Source organism: Rufibacter sp. JT3400010 (assembly GCF_054956755.1).
On the sequence record NZ_JBUDXA010000006.1, the window covers coordinates 1 to 21,450 of the forward strand.

The following is a 21,450-nucleotide window of genomic DNA, read 5'->3' on the forward strand; positions in this document are numbered from 1 at the left end:
AGAACTGGGACGAGAGGCTGTCGTTCAACTTATCTAACAAGTTATCTACGGCGATGGTGTCTATGACGGCACGGCGGCGCGGAGGGGCGGGCGTGATGCAGTTGTAGGGCTTGTTGATCTTCACCTTGGGTTTAGGGAAAGGGCCTAACTTGATGCCCAGGCTTGGTTCGCGGTACACTTTCTCCATAAAGCGGCCGAAAATAGGCAGGGCGGTTTTGGAACCTTCGCCGGTAGAGGAGGTTCTAAAGTGGATACTACGGTCTTCGCCGCCTACCCAAACGCCCGTCACTAAATCTTTGGTCACGCCCATGTACCAGCCATCTGAGTGGTTAGAGGTGGTTCCGGTTTTGCCACCAACCTGGTTGCCTTTTTTCCAGAGGTCGTACTCCCATAAAGCCTGCGAGGTGCCGCCGGGTTCTTCCATGGTGCCTTTGAGCATGTGCACCATCAGGAACGCGGTTTCTTCAGAGATAACCCGTTTTTGCTGCGGATTGAACTGCTCCACCACGTTGCCGTTGCGGTCTTCTATGCGCATGACCAGCATGGGCTTGTTCAGGAAACCGTTGTTCACAAACGTGCTGTAGGCATTCACCATCTCGTAAATGCTCACGTCTGAGGAACCCAGACCAATGGACGGCACCGACTCAATAGGGCTGGTGATTCCCAAACGGCGGGCGAACTTACGCACGGTGTCCCAACCAATGGCCTCGGTTAACTGCGCGGTAACGGTATTAATGGAGCGGCCCATGGCGTGGCGCAGCGTCATGTTGCGGCCAGATATTTCGTAACTGGCGTTGTGCGGGGTCCACTCCATCGGCTTGCCGTTCTCTACGTATTTAATGGTCACGCGCTGGTCCTGGATTTTGTCGCAGGGCGAGTAGCCTCCGTCAATGGCGGCCCCGTACACGAAGGGTTTAAAGGTAGAACCCGGCTGGCGTTTGGCTTGCTTTACGTGGTCATACTTGAAGTTCTCGTAGTCAATGCCGCCTACCCACGCCTTGATGTGCCCTGAAAAAGGGTCCATGGTCATCATGCCCGCCCGCAGGAATTTCTTGTAGTACCGCAGGGAATCCATGGAGCTCATGGTCATTTCTTTGGGTCCTTTCCAACTGAATACCGTCATCTTCTTGGGCTCGTTGAGGGCGGCGTTGATGGCAGCCGTATCATCGCCGTACTTGTTCTTGAGCGACTGGTAGACACCCGTGCGTTTGATGGCATTCTCAATGAAACCCGGAATCTCTTTGTTCTGGTCGTCTACCCACGGGTTCTTGCCGCGCCAATGGTTTTCAAACCGACTCTGCAGGCTTTTCATTCTCTCCTGCAAGGCTTCCTCAGCTAGTTGCTGCATGCGCGAGTCAATGGTGAGGTAAATCTTGAGGCCATCGGCGTAGATATCCAGTTCGCGTTCTTCGGCCCAGTTGCGCACAAACTCATTCACCGCTTGTCGGTAATAGGCCGGTACGCCGTCCAGGTGCTGTTCTACGTGGTACTTCAGTTCAATAGGAAGTGCAGAAAGGGAATCGGCTTCAGCCGAAGTGATGACTTTGTTACGGGCCATCTGCTGCAACACCACATTGCGGCGCACCAAGGCATTCTTGGGGTTAAACCGGGGGTTGTACGTGGTTGGGGCTTTCAAAACACCCACCAGCATGGCGGCTTCCTGGGGCTTCAGTTTGTCTGGCGTGGTGCTGAAAAAGGTCTTGGACGCCACCTTTATCCCGAAGGCGTTGCTCCCGAAATCAACGGTATTGAGGTACATGCCCAGAATCTCGTCTTTGGTGTAGCGCTGCTCCAGCTTAATGGAGGTGTTCCACTCTTTGGTTTTGGCTACCACCGTAGACACCAGAGGTACGTGGCCCAGCATGCCCTTGGTGTTTTTGGTACGGGTTTTATAGAGATTTTTGGCTAACTGCTGGGTAAGCGTAGAGGCTCCGCGGGAATCTCCCTTCAGGTTGTCTTTGATGGCTGCCAGCACCGAGATGGGGTCAATGCCTTGGTGTTCGTAGAAACGTTCATCCTCCGTGGCTACCAAGGCTTTGACCATGATGGGCGCAATGCTGTCATAGGGCACCAAGTCGCGGTTCTCCCTGAAATACCGGCCCACCAGCAAACCATCTGAGGTGTAGATCTCAGAGGGTAGGTTGTTTCTGGGGTTTTCCAGGTCGTCTAGCCCCGGCGACTCCCCAAACAAGTACAGCAGGTTGAGGTCAACGGAGACAAAATAAAGGACAATGAACAGGGTTCCGAAGATGAAAAGTCTCCAGAGATTCCTAATCCATGTATGGTATTTGGTATGCGGGGGTTTACTCGTCTGTATTTCTGGCATGCGGCTATTCACGGGCACCGAACCCGCTTTCTCAAAAACGATCAAAGTTACGGGAAAGTGTTGGCTTTCCCGAAGTTGTGTTCCGGTTTACCGCTTCTTTTCCAAGAAACAGGTTAAAAACGGAAAGATGCCGGTGATAAGTACAGAAGCCCGCAGATTGAAGCAGCTTTCCTGAGGTTTACGCTAGGGCTGAACCATCAAAAGCATTTTCCGAATTCATTTTCCAAAGAACATGGTTCAAGTTTTCAACTTGGACCTACAATAGCTTGCAGTTTGTAACTGCAATGAGGCGAAAGCCTCAAAATGCGCATTGTTGAACCTGAAATTCAGCGAACGTCTTTGAGGCTTTCGCCTCACGGAAGTTTCAAAATTCCGGTCATCTTAGGTCCAAGTTGAAAACTTGAACCATGCCCTGTAATTTCCGCGCCATATTTATGGTTTGAACGAACAAGAAAGCTGCTTTTTCCTATTTACAGGCTCTTTTTGTAAAGGTGATACAAAACCTTCTTGTCTTCATCGGTAAGAATGCCGTTTACTTCTTTCTGAATGAAATGCAGTTTGAAAGCTTTGGTGGCGGCATCCAGGTTCTTGACGTCATAGCCAATTATGCGTAGTGCGTCTCTGGGCTGAAACGAAGCCGGAATGGTATCTACCACCACTACCGCAGCCGGAGCCATTACTGGCGCTGTTTGAGCTGTATTGTCTGTAACTGCCGCAGTGGTAGAATCTTGGTAGAGCGGGATTACTGATTCAAAAACTGAATTCCGGACGGCTTCCTCATCATACCAGATCCCGAACCCGGCGTCTGCCAGTTTCTTCCAGGGGAACGTGGGGTTGGGGTCTACCTTTCGGCTGGGGGCTATGTCTGAATGCCCGATGAAGTTGGCGGCCGGAATACCGTGCGTTTTCTTCAGAATGGCCAATACTTGTAGTAAGCTGTTGATCTGCACTTCGGCGAAAGGCTCTGCCCCGTTGTTGTCCAGTTCAATGCCGATGGAGGAAGAGTTAAGGTCGGTATTATTACCCCATTTGCCCGCTCCGCCGTGCCAGGCCCGCAGATAGTCACTCAGCATGTGGTACACTTTGCCATCGCGGCCAATTACGTAATGGGCACTCACCTGCGTCTTGGGCATGGTGAAGGTTTTAAGCGTCTGTTCTGTAGAGTTCTGCGCCGTATGGTGAATAACCACGTAGTTGGGCTTGCGCATGTTGAAATTAGTGGTACCCACCCACTGATCGCCCTGTAGGAGGCTGTCTTCGCCGGGGTTGGTGACTGGCGTTTCGCGCAGCGTTTTGGCGTAGGTTTTCACCTTTTTCTTGTAGTCTTTGTTAGTAGTGGCGTACGGATTGCTGGTACACGAAGCCAACACCAGGCCAAAGGCTAACGGAAAAAGGAACGGGCGTCTGAATTGTTTCATAGAAGTGGTCATTAACTCCGCCAAATATGGGAAATTTTCGGTTGGCGATGACACCTCCTTCCAGAACAACCGGAAATCTGCTGCATCTCCCTCTTCCCGCTGGGTTACCTTCCCAAACATCATCATGGCAGGCACTCTATTATATGTATAGAGTTTCAGCCCTCTGATCTGCGCCATTCCCCTTCGGCAAGAAGTACCTGATAGCAGGTACTTCTTACCTCTTGCAACCCTTCAAATGCTCACCACCACTATTAACTAGGACAATTAACTGTGGTTTTTTGCTGATCTAGGCCATTTTTAATAAAATTTGACTAAAAATTATTATGATTTTATACACTTTAAATAGTATGATAAAATTCAGCATTATGGCTTTAAATACATTATTTCACAATTATTAATATCACTTATCTAATAAAAACATATAACACATCATACAGATAGTTAAAGTTTTTACGTACTTTTTATTTGCATAATCAAATCTAGCACTATACATTTGTAACAGAAATAAGAAAACAGTATAACATATTACATAATTCAATCTAACAACCCCTGGTAATCCCCCGACCAGAATGTAAAAAAGTGTATGAGAAACTTCTACTTACCTTTCCTTCAACATTCTAAGAAAAGCCTGAAGGCTTTAGTGTCGGGTGCAGTGATGACTTTGGTTCCCTTGGTGGCCCAATCCCAAACTCCGGTGCCCATTACATCAGTAGATGGATATGTATATAAGCAGGACTTCAACTCCCTGCCAACTACTGGCAGTGTTTCACTTCCGCTTTCAACATTACCTGGTTGGTACATGCCTACTGCTACAACTCCTAGTTTGATAGCTGACAATGGTTCTAATAACAACAATGCTCTCTATAATTATGGAAGCATTGGAACTGCTGACAGATCTATTGGCTCCAGAACTCCAGCTATCTACAACTTAGCTATGAAGAACTTGACAGGCAGCACTATCAAGCATTTGAAAGTTAGCTACAAAGCAGAATTATGGCGTAAAACAACTGGCAATGTCTTTCCGGTAAAATTTAGCTTTAGCACCAACAATAGCACTTACACCTCTGTTGATGCAGCCAAAGCAGACGTTTACAATTCCGGTGGAAGAGGAGCTTACAACGGAAACCAATATTTTGTACAGAAAAGCTTTCTCATAAAGGACGTTCAACTAGCAGTTGGCGGCACAATTCTGCTTTCATGGGATATGCCTGGTTTTTGGGGAGTATCTATTGATGATGTAGTGATTGAACCGGTAAGTGCGATTGAATACTATAACAAAGCCGGGGGAGCCCTTACTAGTTTAGCTACTTGGCAAGCAGATTTCTTAGGGCAAGTTATTCAACCTACTAGCTTCACTGATGCTGATCAGGTATTCAATATCGTAAACTCGCCAACTGCAAGTTCATCTTTTACGTTGCCTGCGCAATGGGCTGTTGAAGGAATCAACTCCAAAGTAGTTTTAGGGAATGGCATAACAGCACTTGAGTTGTCTACCACTGGCGCCCAGAATTTCAAAGTGCCTATTGACATCCGTGACAACGCAACTTTAGTGGTTAATACTCCAAAAATTCCTACATTAGGCCAGTTAAGCGCTAAAAGCACCGTTGTTTTTGAAAAAAATGCACCAACTGAAATCTTGGAAGGAGTTGAGTTTGGCAGAGTGATCTTCAACACCGCCAAAACAAACAAGTTCTCCAAGAAAGTTAAAATCAAAGGTTCCCTTGAGCTGCGTGATTCCAAACTGGAGCTTGGCGACAATGATTTAGAATTAGATTATAATTCCAAGGTACTAGGATCTGCTGCAAATTACGTGGTTGTAAACGGAAAAGGCCGCGTGCGCAAAGCTTTGAAAGCAGGCGAAGAGATTGTACTGCCAGTAGGAAATGCCACTTACAACCCAGTAAAGTTAAAATTGGCTTCCGGCTCTAAGGAAGATGTGTTCAGTGTGAGCATCATAGAGGGAGTGTACGGATCATACTCCAACGACCTACCTGACCCCCTTAAAGTATTAGGAAGCAGTGTAGTGAACAGAACCTGGGTAGTAAGCGAAGATGTAAAAGGTGGATCAGACCTTTCCATAACCCTTACTTGGAGCGCCCTTGAAATCTTAACTGGCTTTAACCCGCTTAAATGCCACATCAAACACTTTGAGAACGGTGCCTGGGACACCGCCCCCTCTACCGCCGCCATATTAGACCCACTCACCCTTACCTACTCCATCACCCGCACCGGCATAAAGTCCTTCTCGCCTTTCACCGTTGCCAACGATGAAGCATTTTCCTCAGCAGCCCCTAGCGGAACAGGGCCAGTTGTTCTGCCAGTAGAACTAGTAAACTTTATTGCAAAAGCAAAAACCAACGCGGTAGACCTAACCTGGACTACAGCCTCTGAGAAGGAGAATGATTTCTTCGCGGTAGAGCGCAGCGCAGACGGCAAGAACTTCATCCAAATTGGTCAGGTGAAAGGAAACGGAACCAGCAGCGTGCTCCTTGACTACACCTTCACGGACAACAACCCAGTAGCCGGAACGTCTTACTATCGTCTGCGCCAGGTAGACTTTGACGGCAAGCACGAGTACTCCCCAGTGCGCTCAGTGAACGCGAAAAGCACGCAGGCTCTCTCCTTCACCCTTTACCCGAACCCAGCGCAGGGTACTGAGGTGACCTTGCAGATGCAAGGCCTAACCCCGGGCGAAGAAGCTACAGTCATGGTCACTGACATGACGGGAAGAAACGTACTGCAGCGCACCTTGCCAGCCGGCGGCACAGACATCCTGCCCACCGCTGACCTGAAAGCCGGCACTTACCTGGTCACCGTAAACTCCAAAGCTGGTGCCAAGACCCAAAGACTGGTAGTCCGGTAGTCAGAGAAGTTCACCAATTGAAAAGAAACTCCCCGTGAGCGCCTGTTAAAAGGCCTTCACGGGGAGATTCTTTTTTATGTCTATCAGGATACCCATAAGAGCTGCGCACACTACGAGTGTCTTTTGAGTAGGCAATGTTGCTAAACCAGTGAACGTTTTTTTGAGGCTCACGCTCGCTTCACGGATTTGCAAACTTCTGTACATGGTCCAAGGCACAGACTTGAACCATGTACAGAGGAGAAAGGAATGCGTGTAATCTGCTTGTGTCAACATCCCCCTTCGCCCCCTTCAAAGGGCAGGGCCGTTAAGTTCTAAAAATTGATATGGTTCAAGTTTTCACCTTGGACCTAAAATGAGCTGAAGTTTGCAACTTCAATGAGGCGTTAGCCTCAAACTCTGCAAGAAAGCCAATGGACTTTACCGCAGTTTAAGCCTCCAATGTAGAACTTAACGGCCCTACCCCTTCAAAGGGGGGAGTTTCCGCTTTAGAAAGGCAGAAGTACATCCGCTACTTTCCCCTTTCCAGTCTTTCCCGAGCGCGCCTCGCTTTTGGCCCTGAACAGACACTTGCTAAGAGAGACAAACAGTGCAGGCCGAAAGAGCAGTGCGCGAGGGGAAGACTGGGCCCCGCGGCCGTGAGCGCACGGAGGGAAACCATGCAACAACAAAGCATAAGAGCCCCGCATCCACCCACCGCCACGCCAGCAACAGGCAAACTACACGCCCAAGTATTTCCAACCTGTTTTCCGTAAATTGAGTTAAAACCAGACACTTCCTTCCCAAAATACAAGCAAAATCTTACCTTAGCCCTGCCTAGCCTTTTACTGCTCCCCATGGATTTACCTCCAATTCACCTCTCAAACGAATTTGAACCCCTTCCGCGTGAATTACATTCTGTGGCCTCAGGAAAGCCGTTTCAGTCCTGTATTACCTGCAAGCGCGCTTTACTGAAAGATGATGTGAACTATCTGGTAGAAAAATCGATTCGTTTTTACCCGATGGATAGGGTACACTATGTGGTGTTTGAATACGCCATGTGCCTGAGGTGCGCCCAGCAAGTACGAGAAGAACTATCCACTGATTCAAAGGAGCGGATTGAGGCGTACTTTGCTGAACGTGTGAACTTAGTTGCCCGACGCGAGGCCCTGCTTTCCTTGCCAGATCCGTTTCAGCTGGACAATTGGCTCTCACACTGCATGGTAACGGGCACGCCGCGTACAGCTTGCACAGAATACCAGATTTTCGCGCAGTGTCAAGGTGAAAATTTGCTGTACACCTACATTCCCTATCTTATCTGCGCCGAGGCGATGGAAGAAATGCAGCGGCTTATCTCGCCGCAAACCCGTCAAATTCTGGATGACTTCATGGACACTCACTTTGGGCTTCCGCCCGAACTCAGGGCTTTGCTGCAGGACAGAATGATTCTTATCTAAGAAAGCCTACCCCTGCTGATTTTCTCTGACTACTTATTTGATCGTCATAAACCATTTTAACCTTTTCTGCATGCGTACACTTCTCCTGCTTTCTTTCTGCTTGTTCTTCGGCGGAGCCACAATGGCCCAGTCCAAAAAAGCGGCACCCGCCACGCTCTCCCCAGATGCCAAAGCTGTAGAGGCCGCCGTGATCCGTTTCTTTGATGGCATGCGCGCGAGCGACAGTACCATGGCCCGTTCGGTGCTGGCTCCAACGACCCGGCTGTTTTCAGTGGGCGCAGGCAAAGACGGCACTGTGCTTCCGCGCGAGACACCCATGAATGCGTTTATAAAGAGTATTGGTCAAAAACATGAGAAAATGTTGGATGAGCGCATCTGGAACGTGAAAGTGAACATTGACGGCGATTTGGCTACCCTGTGGTGCGATTATGCGTTTTACCTGGGCGACACCTTCAGCCACTGCGGCGCAGATGCGTTCCAGCTCTACCGTAGCGCAGACGGTTGGAAAATTTTCTCCATCACAGACACCCGCCGCAAAGAAAACTGTGACCTGAAAGCCGCCCAAGCCGCTAAAGGGAAATCTACCCCGTAAAGCAAGTCCATATTTTTATGTCGCCCGCGCACACCCACATTAACTTGTCTCCCGCCTACGTCTTGTTTTAAACAAATGAAAGTATCTGGTTATTCACTCTTCCTTTTCCTGTGTTTTCTTTTTTCTGCCGTAAAAACCCAGGCCCAGCAAATTAATTATGAAAAAGGAACGCTGGAAGAAGTTCTGGCCAAAGCCAAAACAGAAGGCAAACCCGTTTTCATCCACTTGATGTTATCTGACAGACCGCGCCTGAACCCTGCGGGAGGCAAACCTTTTACCAGTGCCCTGGAGAGCCCCGAGGTGGCGAAAGCGTTCAATGCGCAATTTTTAAACGTATTGGTGCGACGGAACACGCCAAAAGGCAGCGAGTTGATTCGCCAGTATAAGGTGAAGCAATACCCTACTTACTTGTATCTTAGCTCTGACGGCAATTTGATTCACCGAAGCACCAGCAATTCCAGCGGTCCCCGGAAATACTTGGATGACCTGAAGGCTTTTAGAGAGAACCTGGCCAGCACGCACAACCTCAGTCATTTCCAAAAGGAGTTTGACCAAGGCAGAAGAACCCCCGATTTTCTGGAACAATACCTGATACTGCGCCAGAAGATGGGCCTGGCACCCGATCTGGAATTACTGGAAACGTACGTAAGCCAATTGCCGGTAAGCGAATTCGACAAATTCTCTACCGTGCAGTTCATTCTGGAGCAGGGTCCCGTGGTAGACAGCAAGGCGTTTGTGTTTTCCCGTTCCAACAAAACCATTGTGGACAGTCTTTACCGGTCGCTACCATATACCCAACGGTCAGACATCAACAACAGCATCATTGGTAATACCATGCGCAAGGCCACCGTTACCAAAGACGTGGCCTTGGCACAGAAGGGCGCGCAATTTGCCCGAACCACCTGGAACAATTTTGTGCAGGGGCAAAGGGCGTACCAGTCCAACATGGTCTCTTATTATAAATCGGTGAAGGACACGGCCAACTACCTGAGAGAAGCCGTCAATTTCTATGAACGCTACTACATGGCGCTCTCGGCAGATTCTGTGAAGAAAATAATGGCGGCGGAAGCAGAACGCCGTAAGAATTTATTGCCGCCTTCGTCCAAAAGAAATTCTGGAGCTCCTACCTCAAAGGAAGTGGTGCGGGAGGAAACTGCCATTGTTTCCAGCAGTTCTTCTTCCTTTGTGATGCAACTGAACAACGCGGCTTATTCTATCTATGAGACCGGCACCAAAAACACTGCGTATCTCACCAAAGCCATGCTATGGAGCAAGCGTGCTGTTGCGCTAGAACCTTTCGCTCCGTATTATGACACCTTGGCGCACCTGCTCTACCAACTGCAACTTTACGCTGAGGCCGAGGCCATGCAACAGAAGGCCGTCAGCTTGGCCGGCAAAGGAAATGCTCCCGTTGAAAGATTTAAGCAGAATTTGCAGAAGATAAAAACCCGCACCCTTTAACGTTTTTACGGGTAATTGCCCCAGGAAACAGGAAGTACGTTCGCTTACACGCATCAGGTTTGGCATAAGCGAAGAAACCGAAGCAGAACGGCCTCTTGAACAGGGAAATGTCTTGTTTACGCTCTGTTTTAGCAAAAACAGGCCCTAAAGAGCTCTGCAAGACGTTAAACGCTTACCTCTGCTTTCCTACTTTGGCAGCTTTTAAGCCAGGCAATGGCCTCTTCCCGTGAGGTGAAAATACAGACCTCCAACAACTCGCCTATTTTGCTTACCTGCATTACTTCGCCGGCGGTTTCACCGTAGGAATGTTTGTGAGCCACATGGGCTAAATAGCGCAAGCCAGCTTTGATGGCCCTGGGCAACCACTCTTTTTCCAGCCAGGCAACCGCGTCTGCCCATGGGCCGGTATAGGCACTGTTGTCGTTTAATTTATAAGCGCACTTAGATTGCTCCAGCACTTCCAAACCTACTTCACACGCCTTTTTGAGGTCATTCTGTGACGCATATCCAAACCACACGGTGTCAATGAAATTCAGGTCTTGCCGGTGCTCTATCACGTAGAAGGTCCTGTCAAATAAATTCTTCAATTCTTTCCGCATGATAACGCAATTAAGGAGATAAAACGAAAGGCTTAGGAAAGATAAGCCTTTTTATCTGGGTTTCAGCACGCTGCCTAGGATAGCGAGCGCTCACTTCAAGGATATTTAGCGCTTATAGGCAAACCAAGGCAGTATTCTATTTTGTAGAACCGGTGGCAACCGCATTTGTTTGCCAGATTATCTTTTTGTTAAGAAACAGCGGAGTACCCAATTTGCGGCCAAGCCGATTACCTTCGTAATCTCTGTTCCAGTATTCCAGTTCTTTCGCTAGCTATGCTCCATACCCCATTTAAGCTCAATATTATCTCTTTTCTCTGCCTGTTACTACCGCAACTGGCTTGGGGGCAGAGCCTACAGAAGCCTTTTAAAGACTGCGCCGTGGAGGGCAGCACCACCATCTATGACTACGCGAAGAAAAGCTGGATTTATACTGATGAAAAAGACGCGAACCGTGCCTCTCTCCCCGCCTCCACGTTCAAAATCCTAAACTCCTTGATTCTGCTGGAAGAGAAAGCGGTGCGCGACGAAAACGAAGTTTTGAAGTGGGACGGCCAACAGCGCAGCATTCCTGCCTGGAACGCCGACACGGACATGAAGAACGCCTTCGCCAATTCCACGGTTTGGTTTTACGTGCGGCTCGCCGAACGCATTGGGCAGAAGAAATACCAGACTTGGCTTAAACGCTGCGGCTACGGAAACGGAAAATTCACGAACGCGCAAGGCGCCGATTTCTGGAATTACGGCAATTTCGCCATTTCGCCCAAAGCCCAGATAGCGTTCCTCCAAAAGTTCTACGAAGAGAAACTGCCTTTCGCCAAAGAGAACATCCAGAAAGTGAAACAGATGATGGTGGCCCAACAAACACCCGCGTACACCTTGCGCGGCAAAACCGGCCTGACCAGCTACGGTGGCACCAGCAGCGGTTGGTGGATTGGCTACGTGGAAACCAAAGGCAACGCCTACTTCTTCGCGACGCGGTTGCACAAAGACCAGAACACCCAAAACGAGAACTTCGCGGCCTGCCGAAAAACCATCACCGCCCAAATTCTTCGGCAATTGGGCATTATACCGGCGCTGTAGCCTCTTTCCCGTTTTAGACCGCATTTCAGAAAAACAGGTTCTAAACGCAGAACATGCTTCAGACACAAACAAACATTGTTGGTGTGCTCGCCAGAGGCGTCCGGCAAAGAAGGAACGCGTACGACGTTACAGAACATTAGTGTAGCCTCGTTACCCTGTAACGAGGTACTTCTGCCGAGGGAATGGACCTTTCCTGCTTGCTGGTGAAAACACGCAGCAAGGGCGAGGGAATCACATTGGCTTTCCTAAAAAGAAAAGGCGCTGGAGAGCGCCTTTTTCATGATTAAACTTTCTTCAGGAAGGCGGTTTTCAAAACCATGACGGTTCTTTCCACGCGGCCTTCAATCTCCGCTTCGTCATCAGTTAGCCTGATGTTTTTGACCACCGTTCCCCGTTTGATGGTGGTAGAGGAGCCCTTCACCTTTAAATCTTTGATTACCGTTACCGAGTCGCCCTCGTTGAGCAGGTTTCCGTTGCTGTCTCTTACTTCCATGATGGTTTCAGTTGCTAAAAATCGGCCTTTCTTCTGGTGTTCAGCCGTTGCGCAAAGCTACAGTATTCAACCTGAAACAAAGCGGACCTGTTTCCCAAAAAACAACCTCTAAACGCAGCTAGCCGATGGTGATGGAATAAGCGGCTTCAAACGTTTCGTTGGTGCCCAGGGACTGCATTCCTTCTTTATCGCGGAGCTCGATGGGTTCACCGGCACTGCCCGCAATGCCATACCACGGTTCAATGCACAGGAACGGCGCGCCCACGCGTTTAGTCCAGATGCCCAGGTACGGAAAGTTGGCGAATTGCATCTGCACGAAATGCGGGTGTTGGTCGCTCTTGAGGGTCACGCGGTCTGAGCGGAAGCTTTTGAACACGATGGCATCTTTCTCATAGTGCTCATAGCGCAGCGGCAGAATGGCCATATTGTCCAGCACGGGTTCGGTTTGGTCGTTCTGCAGGCCGGTCCCGTCTTCCAGCAGGTAGCGCGACAGGGTTTCGGGTTGGGAGAACTCCAGATAATAGTCTTCAAATTTGCCGCCGGGCTGCATAGGCACGTTGAAAGCCGGATGTGCGCCAATGGAAAACAGCATCTCGCCTTCGCCCAAGTGCTGCACCTGCCAAGTCACCTCCAGCGTCTGGCCCTGCAAGATATAGATGATGCGCAGCGCGAATTCAAACGGATAAATCTTTCTGGTTTCCTCCGTGGCTTTCAGTTCAAAAACCAGACGGTTTTCCTGCTCTTCCACCAGTTCAAATTCCTTATCTCGGGCGAAGCCATGCTGCGGCAGCGAGTAGGTTTGCCCCTGGTGCAGGTACTGGTCCTGGGGCAAACGGCCTACAATGGGGAACAGCACCGGCGCGTGGCGGTTCCAGAAAGTGCCATCGGCTTGCCAAAGGTACTCGCGGTTGCCCTCTTTTTTGAGGAAACTGCACAGTTCGGCACCGGCGCTTTTCACGCCTACGCGCACGTATTCATTCTCTAGGTAAGTTGCTTTCATATCACATATTAACGTTGACGCACTTGCTCCACGGCCTGCACCGCGTTGCGGAATCTTGTTTCAGCGGAGCCGGAAATCTCTACGAAGGGCACGCCCATCTGTTCCAGTTCGCGCTTGTACCAGTCATAGAAAAACTGCCGCAAATGCGGATGCTCGCGCTGCGGGTCAGGCTGCCAAGGTAAGTCTACGTTCAGGAGCAAGTACAGGTCGCAGTTCTGTTTCCTGAGTTGGGACAGGATGAAATCTGAGCAGAAGCCGTACGCGTGTTCAGACCAGATTTTGAGCACCAGCAGTTCAGTGTCCAGAAAAAGTAGCGGAGGGTTCTTGTCGGCTTCGGCTTGCCAGAGCGCCAGTTGCCCTTTGGCAATGGTTTCCAGATCGGGGGCTTCGTACGGCCGACCTAAGCCGTCCAGAAACGTGCGGGCGTATTCCGGCACCCAGGGCGCGCCGTAGTGCTGGGCCAGCGCTGCCGCCAAGGTAGACTTTCCGGTACTCTCAGGGCCAGTGATCGCTATTTTAAGCAAAAGATTGACGTTTAGGGCTTGCCTGTTTCGGGGCCGTTTTTTGGGAATCGGTCCCGAAACAGGTGGGTTGCAAGGGCAAGGTACTCAAATTTACGGAGCGGGAACGGCGGCCGTTTTCTTCCGGAAGTCCAGGTTATAGGTGAGCCCCACCTGCAGGGTGTGGTTGCTTTCAAACCAGGTGCCGTTGCGCTGGGCCACGTGCTGGTGCAGGTACCCCACCTCCAGCGCAGCGTCTTTGTGGAAACGGTAGCCCACGGCGGCATAGGCGCGGTTCTGGTCAAAGATGTTGTTGGTCACGTTAGACCCGAAGTTCACGAACACCTCGTCATAGAGCCCTAGGTAAAACTCTTGGTCTTCCAGGGTAGCGCCTTGCAGCGGCAGGGTGGTTCTGAACTGGTAGCGGGCGCGGTTGAGATACGTGTAGTTTTCTGTCCCGGCAAATTGAACCCAGCGCTGCTCCAGCCTAAACCGGTGTTGCAAAATAAACCGGCCTTGGTTGTCTCTGAACTGTAGTTGCTGGTAGGTACGCTGCTCGGGAAAATCTTCGCTGGCGGGGTTGTCGCCGTAGGGGTAGGTGTGTACGTAGGCGTAGCCTGCCGCTAAAGAGGCCCGGTCTGAGAGATTGTAGACGGCTGCCACACGGGGCATAAACTGCTGCGGCTCTGTGATTACTTTGTAGCGGCGCAACTGGAACTCGGTGTGTAGACTCCACTTATCAGTGAAGCGGTGCGTCCCGAAGTACATGTACCAGCCGTTGAAATTGGAATCATGCCGCCGGTTGTTCTGCGCTTTCACTTCCTCGGGCAAGACGAAATCAGTCAGCAGGAGGCACAAAAGAAAAAGTTTTTTCATAGGTGAGAAGTTGGAGATGGCGTTCCTGTTACGCCACCAGCGCAGCAGGAATGCCAAAAATAGCAAGCCCAACTTGAAACTGCCTGTTTTATGCTTCTTTTTCTAAAAACGTGTCCTACACACCAGAACCACCCACAAACCAAAAACCCGCAGCCGAAGCTGCGGGTTAGAAACATATTTTCAAGCAGAGAGTCTATGCAGATGGTTAGTTCAGGGCCGTCTGGTAATAAATGGGGTTCTTCTTCCGGTTACGGTGATCATCCAGGTTTACGGACAGGGCAAAACCCGGCACTCCGTAGATATAAGTAGGTGACATAACAAAAGATGGCTTACGTCCCCAACGATTCCGGTGCGACAGGTAGGCTAAGTGGGAAGACAGCATGCCAATACCTGCGCCCACAAACACATCAGACTGCCAGTGCTTGTTGTTCAGCATCCTGAACGCGCCCACGCTGGTGGCAATGGTATAAGCGCCAATGCCGTACCAGGGGCTTTTGTGTTTCAGCTCTGAGTTGAGGATAGACGCCGCCAGGAACGCCTGGGCCGTATGGCCAGAGGGCATAGATTCATAGTTCTCTCCGTTTGGCCGCAACTGGTTTGACACGCTTTTTATCCCAAATACCGTGACGGCAAAAATGGCCTCGGCTTTTACTATCAAGATGGACGTGTTCAGGAAGTCATTGTTTGACTTTATATTGAAGAGGTTGGCCGCCGCTAACTCTACATAGGGCGCTATGAGCAACGGGTTGTCAATGGAGGTATGGAAATTAGGAAAATGTTTTTGGATATCGCGTTGGGCATCTTTGCTACTGTAAATACCGCGGTCACCAATGGTGCTTAAGCCATACCCTATCAAAATAGCAGGAATGATGGTGGCCTTGAATGCCTTCGATTTAAAAAACGGAGCTTTGGTTGGCGTTACAACGGAATCCTGGTACTTTTTTAAGGTATCTACCGCAACGGGTTCCTGGTACTTTTTAAGAGAGTCTGCTTCCTGTGCTCTAAGTTCTGGAGTGCAGATTCCAAAACAGAAAGTAAGAACAAACCAGATACGTACTATGTTTTTCATAAAACCGACAATTAGTAGGTGAGAAAGTAGTATCTGCTTAATCGTTAAAAAAAAGTAAAGGGTTGCCCCTATATCCTCTTTTTTTTCAGTTTATGGCTGATTTTGCGTTAAAACAGGTTCTTACCCCTACCAATGTGCCCCACCTTCAGAATTGCTTCAGGATTGAGAAACGCTTACTTTAAAAGTTTGCTTTTCTTGCTTCACTAGGCTACCCACTTGCCAGATTTCTTCAGATAACGCACCGTAAAGTAAATCACAGCCAGCATTAGAATGATAGAGACAAGTAGCATATTTCTGAGTTGGCCATCATGATGCGTGAGTTGCGGATAGTACAACAACAGGATGAGCGTGATACCGGCCAGCCACACAAACTGCGTGTTGTACTCTTTCAAAATCCACCGTTTGGGCTTGAACTCCATGCTCTGGAAGGTCTCCCCTAAGCCGCTGGGATTAATGAGCCAACGGTTCACACGGGCACAGTACGCGTCAAAAGAAGCCCCAAACTTACCCCTGAGAAAATTCTCCTCGGCTAGTACAATGGCCTGGTAAATGAACAGAAACAATGGAATGAGTACCGCCATGTACAGCAAAGAGTTGGAGAGAATACCCACGCCTACCAGCATGAGAATATTGCCCACGTACAAGGGGTTGCGGCAATGGTTGAAAATGCCCTGGGTCACTAGTTCCTCGGCGTACACTTTCTTGTCTTTGCCGCCCCTGATAATGTAGGCCAACCCAATAGTAGCCCCCCTGATGGCCTGCCCGGTAATGGTCACCACCAGCCCCAGCACAATGGGCCAGAGGTAATACTTCTCTCCAAACTGCTCTGGTCTGAAGATATCTGGTGAGGGAATAAAAAGCGCTAAATAGAGAAAAATGAAAAGTACATTTCTGTACTTGAAAAAGAAATTACCAATAGAAATCATCTACTTCTTAATTGCGATAAGCCCAGAGAAATTGTACCACTTGAAAAACACTTCACACTGCTCAAGGCCCGCCTCGCGTAGCAGCATGATGTTTTCGCTTAGTTTATAAGGAATGAGCACGTTTTCCAGAGCTTCGCGCTTTTGGGAGATTTCCATCTCACTGTACTGGTTGCGGCGTTTGTAGTTGTAGTAGTACTTAATGAAGTCACGGTTGTACACGCTGTCTTCCGTCAGGATTTTCTCCACCAGAATGAGCACGCCATTGGGTACCAGTCCGTCTACTATCTTTTTCAGCAGTTTCTCGCGGTGAATAGGCCGTATGAACTGCAACGTGAGGCAAAGCACCACCACAGAGGCATTCTTGATTTCTACCTGCTCCTGCAGGTTGGCCAGTTCCAGGGAATACGGGCGCACCACACCGGCTTCTTTCAACTTGGCATCGCACTTGGTGAGCATATCGGCGGAATCGTCTACGCCCACAAACCTTATGTCTGGGGCCATCATGGTGTCCATGCCAATCATGGTGGTACCGGTGGAACAACCCAGGTCATAGACGTTGGTGTTAGGCTGGGCGTGGTCGGCGGCTAGTTCGGCAATCATGCGTTGCATCTCGCCGTAAAACGGCACTGAGCGGCTCACCATGTCATCAAACACTTTCGCTACTTTAGAGCTGAAAGCAAAATCAGAGGCCTCTTTGATGTCATCTTTGAAAACTTCGTCCCGGTTCTCTTCGGCCGTGCCAGCTTTTTCTAAATAGTCCATTTTCTACTTCTCTTTTAATTGATCCTACACACATACCCCTTGGCAAAACAGGTAGAAAACCTAGCAGAGCGGGGTACTCCTGGCTAAGGCAATAAACCCTAAAGGTTAAAGGAAGAAACAAATTCTGTAGAAATCCTGTACTCCCGCCTTCCTCACATAGTACCATCTGATATTTACAAAATATAGCAATAAACATTCAGCAAAGTTGCACATCTGCTCATGTTTTAACGTGTTTTGTCTGAAGCCTTTAAATACGCAGGCTTCTGAGGCAAGACTTTAGTCGCACTTATCTTATTTTCACCCCGAAATCTGAAAAACAGGGCAAAACGGCGGAAGCGCCCAACGCCAGGAGTACCTCTGATGTGGAATATAGTTCGTTACTTTGACGCACCATGAAAATACTTCTAGTAGAAGACGAAGCCAACTTACTGAGCACTACTTCCAGCTACCTACAAAAAGAAGGCTTTGTGTGTGAAGAAGCGCCAACCTACAAAGAGGCGGAGGAGAAAATAGTGTTGTTCCAGTATGATCTGGTTATCTTAGACATTACCCTGCCAGACGGCAACGGCCTGCAGTTGGTGCACACGCTCAAAAAGCAGCAACCAGACACTGGTATTCTCATTATCTCGGCCAAAAATTCTCTAGACGACAAACTGAACGGCCTGGACCTGGGTGCCGATGATTACCTGACGAAGCCTTTCTTTCTGGCTGAACTGAACTCCAGAATAAACGCCATTCTGCGCCGAAGGAAATTCAACGGCAATACCTCAGTGGTTTTTCAGGAGATTGAAGTGGTGCCGCATGCCATGCTGGCCCAGGTGCATGGCCAACCCCTGGACCTCACCAAGAAGGAATACGACCTGCTACTCTACTTTATCACGAACAAACAACGCGTCCTTTCCCGCGAGAACATTGCCGAACACATCTGGGGTGACCACTCCGGCTCCGCCGATAACTTCGACTTTATTTACACCCACATCAAGAACCTGCGCCGCAAGATCTTGCAAGCCGGGGGTACAGATTATTTACAGACCGTGTACGGCGTAGGTTATAAATTTGCGGCACCATGAGACTCCTCCAGAAAACCAGCCGAACCTATATTATTTTCTCTTCTTTGCTGTTTTTGGCGGCGGGCGTACTGCTTTACTTCTTCATGACCGCCAACATTGACCATGAAGCCAATGAGCAGCTTTTAAACACCGAACGCAGAATTGCCAAACAACTGGAGCGCGGCCAAACCCCGGCTAAAATTCCGCCGGTGCTGGAGGTTACCCAACTGCCTACGCACCTACCTGAACGTCTCTGGGTGACAGATACCGTCATGTTTGACAATGTGGAGGGCGAAGAAGAAACATTTAGGCAAGTGACTTCCATCAGAAACATAAACGGTCACTCCTACTCCATTGTGCTCCGGCAAATGATTGTGGAACACGCTGATTACGTGATCACCATTGGCGGCGTATTGGCCTTGATCATGGGATGTCTGCTCATCTGCCTGTCCCTCATGAACCGAAGCATTTACCGCACTGTCTGGAATCCATATTACCAAACCCTGGATGCGCTTAAGAATTTTTCCCTGCACCAGCCAAGTCCTTTGTCCTTGCAAGACACCAGCATCATAGAATTCAAGGAAATGAACGCGGCCCTGCGCCGTCTCACTGAAAAGGCGCGCACAGATTTCATGGCCCTCAAAGAGTTTTCTGAAAACGCCTCGCATGAGATGCAGACCCCTTTAGCGGTGGTGCAAACCAAACTAGACGAACTTCTGCAAGACCCTGCCTTAACAGAGACCCAGGCCAGGCACATTCAAACCGCCGGCACCGCTGTTCAGAAACTCTCTAAGCTGAACCAGACCCTGTTACTATTGACTAAGATTGAAAACCGGCAGTTTATTTACACCCAGCAGCTTAACATTCCAGAACTGGTCCGTAAACAAGTAGCCGAACTGGAAGACTTCATTCAGGAAAAAGAACTGGACGTGACCTTTCAAAAGCCTGAAAGTGTGGAGGTATCTGCCAATCCGGCGCTGGTAGACGCGCTGCTCACCAACCTACTCAGCAACGCCATTAAGCACAACGTGCCTAAAGGGTTCATCTCCATTGCGGTAAAACAAAACACCTTACAGGTAAGCAACTCAGGAAAGCCCCTGTCTTCTTCTCCGGCCTTTCTGTTTGAGCGTTTCAGCAAAGCAGATGCCTCCTCCTCGTCTTTGGGGTTGGGCCTAGCCATTGTGCGCACTATCTGCCACCTCTACAACTGGCAGGTCCAATATCAGGTCGAAAAAGAGCAACACACGCTGGAGATCAATTTTGCCGGGGCGACTCAACTGGCGTAGTTCAGGTTTTGTTTGCCAGAATAAACAGCATTGGCGAAGACACGCTTAGGAGCTGCGCACTCTATGAGGTCTTTAGAGCGGGCGGTATTACTGAAAACAGGCTAGAAACGCGAAAACCTGTGAGGTCTCTAAGCCCTCGCAGGTATAAAAAGTACTAGCGCGAGACTCCAGTCTCGTGACTAGGGATGAAGCGAGTCTCCAGACTCGCCGGGGACCACCGGTAGGATTGCGTAACATCAATGCATAACTCTTCTACACCACAACGGGTTGGCTTTGCTGGTTCTGTTGCAGGCTCTTCTTCCAGTCAACATATCCCCACCACGCCAGCGCGAGGTACAGGAAGTACAGAACTGCCGTTGGGTAAAGTCCCTTGTAGATATAAATGGGTACGTACACGGCATCTACCACAAGCCAGATAAGCCAGTTTTCCAGTTTTTTTCGGCTCATGAGCCATTGCGCCCCTAAACTTACGGCAGTGGTGGCCGCGTCCCAATAGGCAAGATCGGCATCTGTATTGTGGTGCAGGTAGGTGCCTAATGCCACGGTAAAAAGCGGCACAAACGCCAGCAGCCAGACCCATTGTTGAGAGGTCATTCTGGAGACGGGCCGCTCTACGCGCTGGTTTCCTTTGTGTAGCCACATGTACCAACCGTAGAAGTTGAGCCCGGCGAACATGACCTGCAGGCCCATGTCGGCGTAAAGGCGGGCGTCATAAAAAATGATGATGTACAGCAACACGCTGATGAGCGCGATGGGGAACGTCCAGATATTCTGTCTGGCCGCCAGCCAGACGCACAGCAAACCGGTAATCACGCCCACCACCTCGGTGACGGTAGCCAAATTCCATTGGCCGGGGGAAAGTAAATCCATAGAGCAGAAGTTGGCGTTTTATCGTTTCAGAGCCATTCCTCAGAAAACGGCCCCTAAACGGAAAAGCGCGCACGTAAACGCCACAAAAATAGAAGCTTCTACACAGCTTGTGCGCTACTGTCACCGTTTCGGCCAAATTTTTGGATTATCTTTGCCGCATGCTGCCAGAAATCACGCCCGCCCAACTCAAAGAACGCCTAGACGCCCACGAACCGCTGCAACTCATTGACGTGCGCGAACCCCAGGAATGGGCCATCTGTAACCTGGGCGGCGAACTGATCCCGCTCTCTGAACTCCCCAAAAAAGCCGCCGACCTGGACAAAGAAAAAACCACCGTCCTCATCTGCCACCACGGTTTCAGAAGCGCCCAAGCCTTAATGTTCCTACAACAACGCCATGGCTTTACCCACCTGCTCAACCTCAAAGGCGGCGTGCACGCCTGGGCCCAAGAGGTAGACCCCGCGTTTCCGGTGTATTGATTCCCTGGCGCAGACACTCGTAGGAGTTGCGCGCACTACGAGGCCTTTGGCGCTATTTTGCAGAAAACGGGTTAGGAACGCAATCCATAATGCAGCAATATCAATTTGAGGCTCTCGCCTCACGGATTTGCAAACTTCCAATCATGGTAGGTCCAAGTCACAGACTTGAACCTACCATGATTTTCTTGGGAATAAATCAGCCTTTTTGTTAAAAGAGAACACGTTTTGGTAGAGAAAGAAATGCGTGTGACCAGCAGGTGTAAACATCCCCCTTCGCCCCCTTCAAAGGGGGAGTCTTCGCTTTAGAGAGGTATTTCTCCACAAGAGATAGCAATGCGTACTAAAGACAAGGCAGTGCCTGGTCTCTA

General features: G+C 49.7%; 19 protein-coding genes. 8 read left to right on the plus strand and 11 right to left on the minus strand.

Annotated elements, in window-relative coordinates; all coding sequences use genetic code 11:
• Positions 1-2,371: penicillin-binding protein 1A (locus tag ACY0JR_RS07710; protein ID WP_462633369.1), on the minus strand; the 2,371-nt coding region annotated here is incomplete at its 3' end.
• Between the two features lie 425 nt (positions 2,372-2,796).
• Positions 2,797-3,921, minus strand: coding sequence for an N-acetylmuramoyl-L-alanine amidase (locus tag ACY0JR_RS07715; protein ID WP_462633370.1), 1,125 nt, complete (start codon positions 3,919-3,921; stop codon positions 2,797-2,799).
• A gap of 406 nt (positions 3,922-4,327) precedes the next feature.
• On the opposite strand from ACY0JR_RS07715, the gene ACY0JR_RS07720 reads away from it, so the two are divergent.
• The 4 genes from ACY0JR_RS07720 to ACY0JR_RS07735 all read left to right on the plus strand — a co-directional run bounded on the left by ACY0JR_RS07720 (position 4,328) and on the right by ACY0JR_RS07735 (position 10,093).
• Positions 4,328-6,607 (plus strand): T9SS type A sorting domain-containing protein, encoded by a 2,280-nt coding sequence (locus ACY0JR_RS07720; protein ID WP_462633371.1) that lies wholly within the window; start codon positions 4,328-4,330, stop codon positions 6,605-6,607.
• An 833-nt stretch (positions 6,608-7,440) separates the two neighbouring features.
• On the plus strand, positions 7,441-8,040 hold the full coding sequence (locus ACY0JR_RS07725; RefSeq protein WP_462633372.1) for a hypothetical protein: 600 nt from the start codon (positions 7,441-7,443) through the stop codon (positions 8,038-8,040).
• 70 nt (positions 8,041-8,110) lie between these two features.
• Positions 8,111-8,632 (plus strand): nuclear transport factor 2 family protein, encoded by a 522-nt coding sequence (locus tag ACY0JR_RS07730; protein ID WP_462633373.1) that lies wholly within the window; start codon positions 8,111-8,113, stop codon positions 8,630-8,632.
• 75 nt (positions 8,633-8,707) lie between these two features.
• The gene (locus ACY0JR_RS07735; protein ID WP_462633374.1) at positions 8,708-10,093 is read left to right on the plus strand and encodes a hypothetical protein; all 1,386 of its coding nucleotides are present in this window, start codon (positions 8,708-8,710) and stop codon (positions 10,091-10,093) included.
• A 164-nt stretch (positions 10,094-10,257) separates the two neighbouring features.
• Here ACY0JR_RS07735 and ACY0JR_RS07740 read toward each other — a convergent pair whose 3' ends face one another.
• On the minus strand, positions 10,258-10,680 hold the full coding sequence (locus ACY0JR_RS07740) for a hypothetical protein (RefSeq protein ID WP_462633375.1): 423 nt from the start codon (positions 10,678-10,680) through the stop codon (positions 10,258-10,260).
• A 285-nt stretch (positions 10,681-10,965) separates the two neighbouring features.
• Between ACY0JR_RS07740 and ACY0JR_RS07745 the strand changes: the two genes are divergently transcribed.
• Positions 10,966-11,772 (plus strand): penicillin-binding transpeptidase domain-containing protein, encoded by an 807-nt coding sequence (locus ACY0JR_RS07745; RefSeq protein WP_462633376.1) that lies wholly within the window; start codon positions 10,966-10,968, stop codon positions 11,770-11,772.
• A 283-nt stretch (positions 11,773-12,055) separates the two neighbouring features.
• Here the strand turns inward: ACY0JR_RS07745 and ACY0JR_RS07750 are convergent, their stop codons facing one another.
• The 7 genes from ACY0JR_RS07750 to cmoA form a co-directional block, all read right to left on the minus strand.
• Positions 12,056-12,265 carry an alkylphosphonate utilization protein gene (locus ACY0JR_RS07750; RefSeq protein WP_462633377.1) on the minus strand — a complete coding sequence of 70 codons (210 nt, stop codon included), beginning with the start codon at positions 12,263-12,265 and terminating at the stop codon, positions 12,056-12,058.
• Positions 12,266-12,383: 118 nt separating this feature from the next.
• Positions 12,384-13,265 carry an aldose 1-epimerase family protein gene (locus ACY0JR_RS07755; protein ID WP_462633378.1) on the minus strand — a complete coding sequence of 294 codons (882 nt, stop codon included), beginning with the start codon at positions 13,263-13,265 and terminating at the stop codon, positions 12,384-12,386.
• Between the two features lie 8 nt (positions 13,266-13,273).
• Entirely contained in the window at positions 13,274-13,789 is a 516-nt protein-coding gene (locus ACY0JR_RS07760) for an AAA family ATPase (RefSeq protein ID WP_462633379.1), read from the minus strand.
• A 90-nt stretch (positions 13,790-13,879) separates the two neighbouring features.
• Positions 13,880-14,641 (minus strand): DUF2490 domain-containing protein, encoded by a 762-nt coding sequence (locus ACY0JR_RS07765; RefSeq protein WP_462633380.1) that lies wholly within the window; start codon positions 14,639-14,641, stop codon positions 13,880-13,882.
• A 205-nt stretch (positions 14,642-14,846) separates the two neighbouring features.
• Complete coding sequence (locus ACY0JR_RS07770; RefSeq protein ID WP_462633381.1) at positions 14,847-15,710, minus strand: phosphatase PAP2 family protein; 864 nt, start codon at positions 15,708-15,710, stop codon at positions 14,847-14,849.
• 203 nt (positions 15,711-15,913) lie between these two features.
• Positions 15,914-16,636, minus strand: coding sequence for a methyltransferase family protein (locus tag ACY0JR_RS07775; RefSeq protein ID WP_462633382.1), 723 nt, complete (start codon positions 16,634-16,636; stop codon positions 15,914-15,916).
• Entirely contained in the window at positions 16,637-17,398 is a 762-nt protein-coding gene (cmoA, locus tag ACY0JR_RS07780) for a carboxy-S-adenosyl-L-methionine synthase CmoA (protein WP_462633383.1), read from the minus strand.
• A 392-nt stretch (positions 17,399-17,790) separates the two neighbouring features.
• On the opposite strand from cmoA, the gene ACY0JR_RS07785 reads away from it, so the two are divergent.
• Both ACY0JR_RS07785 and ACY0JR_RS07790 read left to right on the plus strand, forming a co-directional pair.
• Positions 17,791-18,468: a response regulator transcription factor gene (locus ACY0JR_RS07785; protein ID WP_462633384.1), complete on the plus strand. Its 678-nt coding sequence runs from the start codon at positions 17,791-17,793 to the stop codon at positions 18,466-18,468.
• The gene (locus tag ACY0JR_RS07790; RefSeq protein ID WP_462633385.1) at positions 18,465-19,733 is read left to right on the plus strand and encodes a sensor histidine kinase; all 1,269 of its coding nucleotides are present in this window, start codon (positions 18,465-18,467) and stop codon (positions 19,731-19,733) included. Before ACY0JR_RS07785 ends, ACY0JR_RS07790 begins: the two co-directional genes overlap by 4 nt.
• Before the next feature lie 252 nt (positions 19,734-19,985).
• Here the strand turns inward: ACY0JR_RS07790 and pnuC are convergent, their stop codons facing one another.
• Positions 19,986-20,603, minus strand: a complete 618-nt coding sequence (pnuC, locus tag ACY0JR_RS07795) for a nicotinamide riboside transporter PnuC (RefSeq protein WP_462633386.1) — start codon at positions 20,601-20,603, stop codon at positions 19,986-19,988.
• Between the two features lie 158 nt (positions 20,604-20,761).
• On the opposite strand from pnuC, the gene ACY0JR_RS07800 reads away from it, so the two are divergent.
• Positions 20,762-21,082, plus strand: a complete 321-nt coding sequence (locus ACY0JR_RS07800; protein WP_462633387.1) for a rhodanese-like domain-containing protein — start codon at positions 20,762-20,764, stop codon at positions 21,080-21,082.
• Positions 21,083-21,450 lie beyond the last annotated feature (368 nt).

Coding starts and splice junctions, on each gene's coding strand:
- ACY0JR_RS07770 (WP_462633381.1), bottom strand. CDS start 15,710: ATGAAAAACATAGTACGTATCTGGTTTGTTCTTACTTTCTGTTTTGGA.
- ACY0JR_RS07750 (WP_462633377.1), bottom strand. CDS start 12,265: ATGGAAGTAAGAGACAGCAACGGAAACCTGCTCAACGAGGGCGACTCG.
- ACY0JR_RS07735 (WP_462633374.1), top strand. CDS start 8,708: ATGAAAGTATCTGGTTATTCACTCTTCCTTTTCCTGTGTTTTCTTTTT.
- ACY0JR_RS07800 (WP_462633387.1), top strand. CDS start 20,762: ATGCTGCCAGAAATCACGCCCGCCCAACTCAAAGAACGCCTAGACGCC.
- ACY0JR_RS07785 (WP_462633384.1), top strand. CDS start 17,791: ATGAAAATACTTCTAGTAGAAGACGAAGCCAACTTACTGAGCACTACT.
- ACY0JR_RS07775 (WP_462633382.1), bottom strand. CDS start 16,636: ATGATTTCTATTGGTAATTTCTTTTTCAAGTACAGAAATGTACTTTTC.
- ACY0JR_RS07720 (WP_462633371.1), top strand. CDS start 4,328: ATGAGAAACTTCTACTTACCTTTCCTTCAACATTCTAAGAAAAGCCTG.
- ACY0JR_RS07755 (WP_462633378.1), bottom strand. CDS start 13,265: ATGAAAGCAACTTACCTAGAGAATGAATACGTGCGCGTAGGCGTGAAA.
- ACY0JR_RS07715 (WP_462633370.1), bottom strand. CDS start 3,921: ATGGCGCAGATCAGAGGGCTGAAACTCTATACATATAATAGAGTGCCT.
- ACY0JR_RS07725 (WP_462633372.1), top strand. CDS start 7,441: ATGGATTTACCTCCAATTCACCTCTCAAACGAATTTGAACCCCTTCCG.
- ACY0JR_RS07730 (WP_462633373.1), top strand. CDS start 8,111: ATGCGTACACTTCTCCTGCTTTCTTTCTGCTTGTTCTTCGGCGGAGCC.
- ACY0JR_RS07790 (WP_462633385.1), top strand. CDS start 18,465: ATGAGACTCCTCCAGAAAACCAGCCGAACCTATATTATTTTCTCTTCT.
- ACY0JR_RS07745 (WP_462633376.1), top strand. CDS start 10,966: ATGCTCCATACCCCATTTAAGCTCAATATTATCTCTTTTCTCTGCCTG.
- cmoA (WP_462633383.1), bottom strand. CDS start 17,398: ATGGACTATTTAGAAAAAGCTGGCACGGCCGAAGAGAACCGGGACGAA.
- ACY0JR_RS07765 (WP_462633380.1), bottom strand. CDS start 14,641: ATGAAAAAACTTTTTCTTTTGTGCCTCCTGCTGACTGATTTCGTCTTG.
- pnuC (WP_462633386.1), bottom strand. CDS start 20,603: ATGGATTTACTTTCCCCCGGCCAATGGAATTTGGCTACCGTCACCGAG.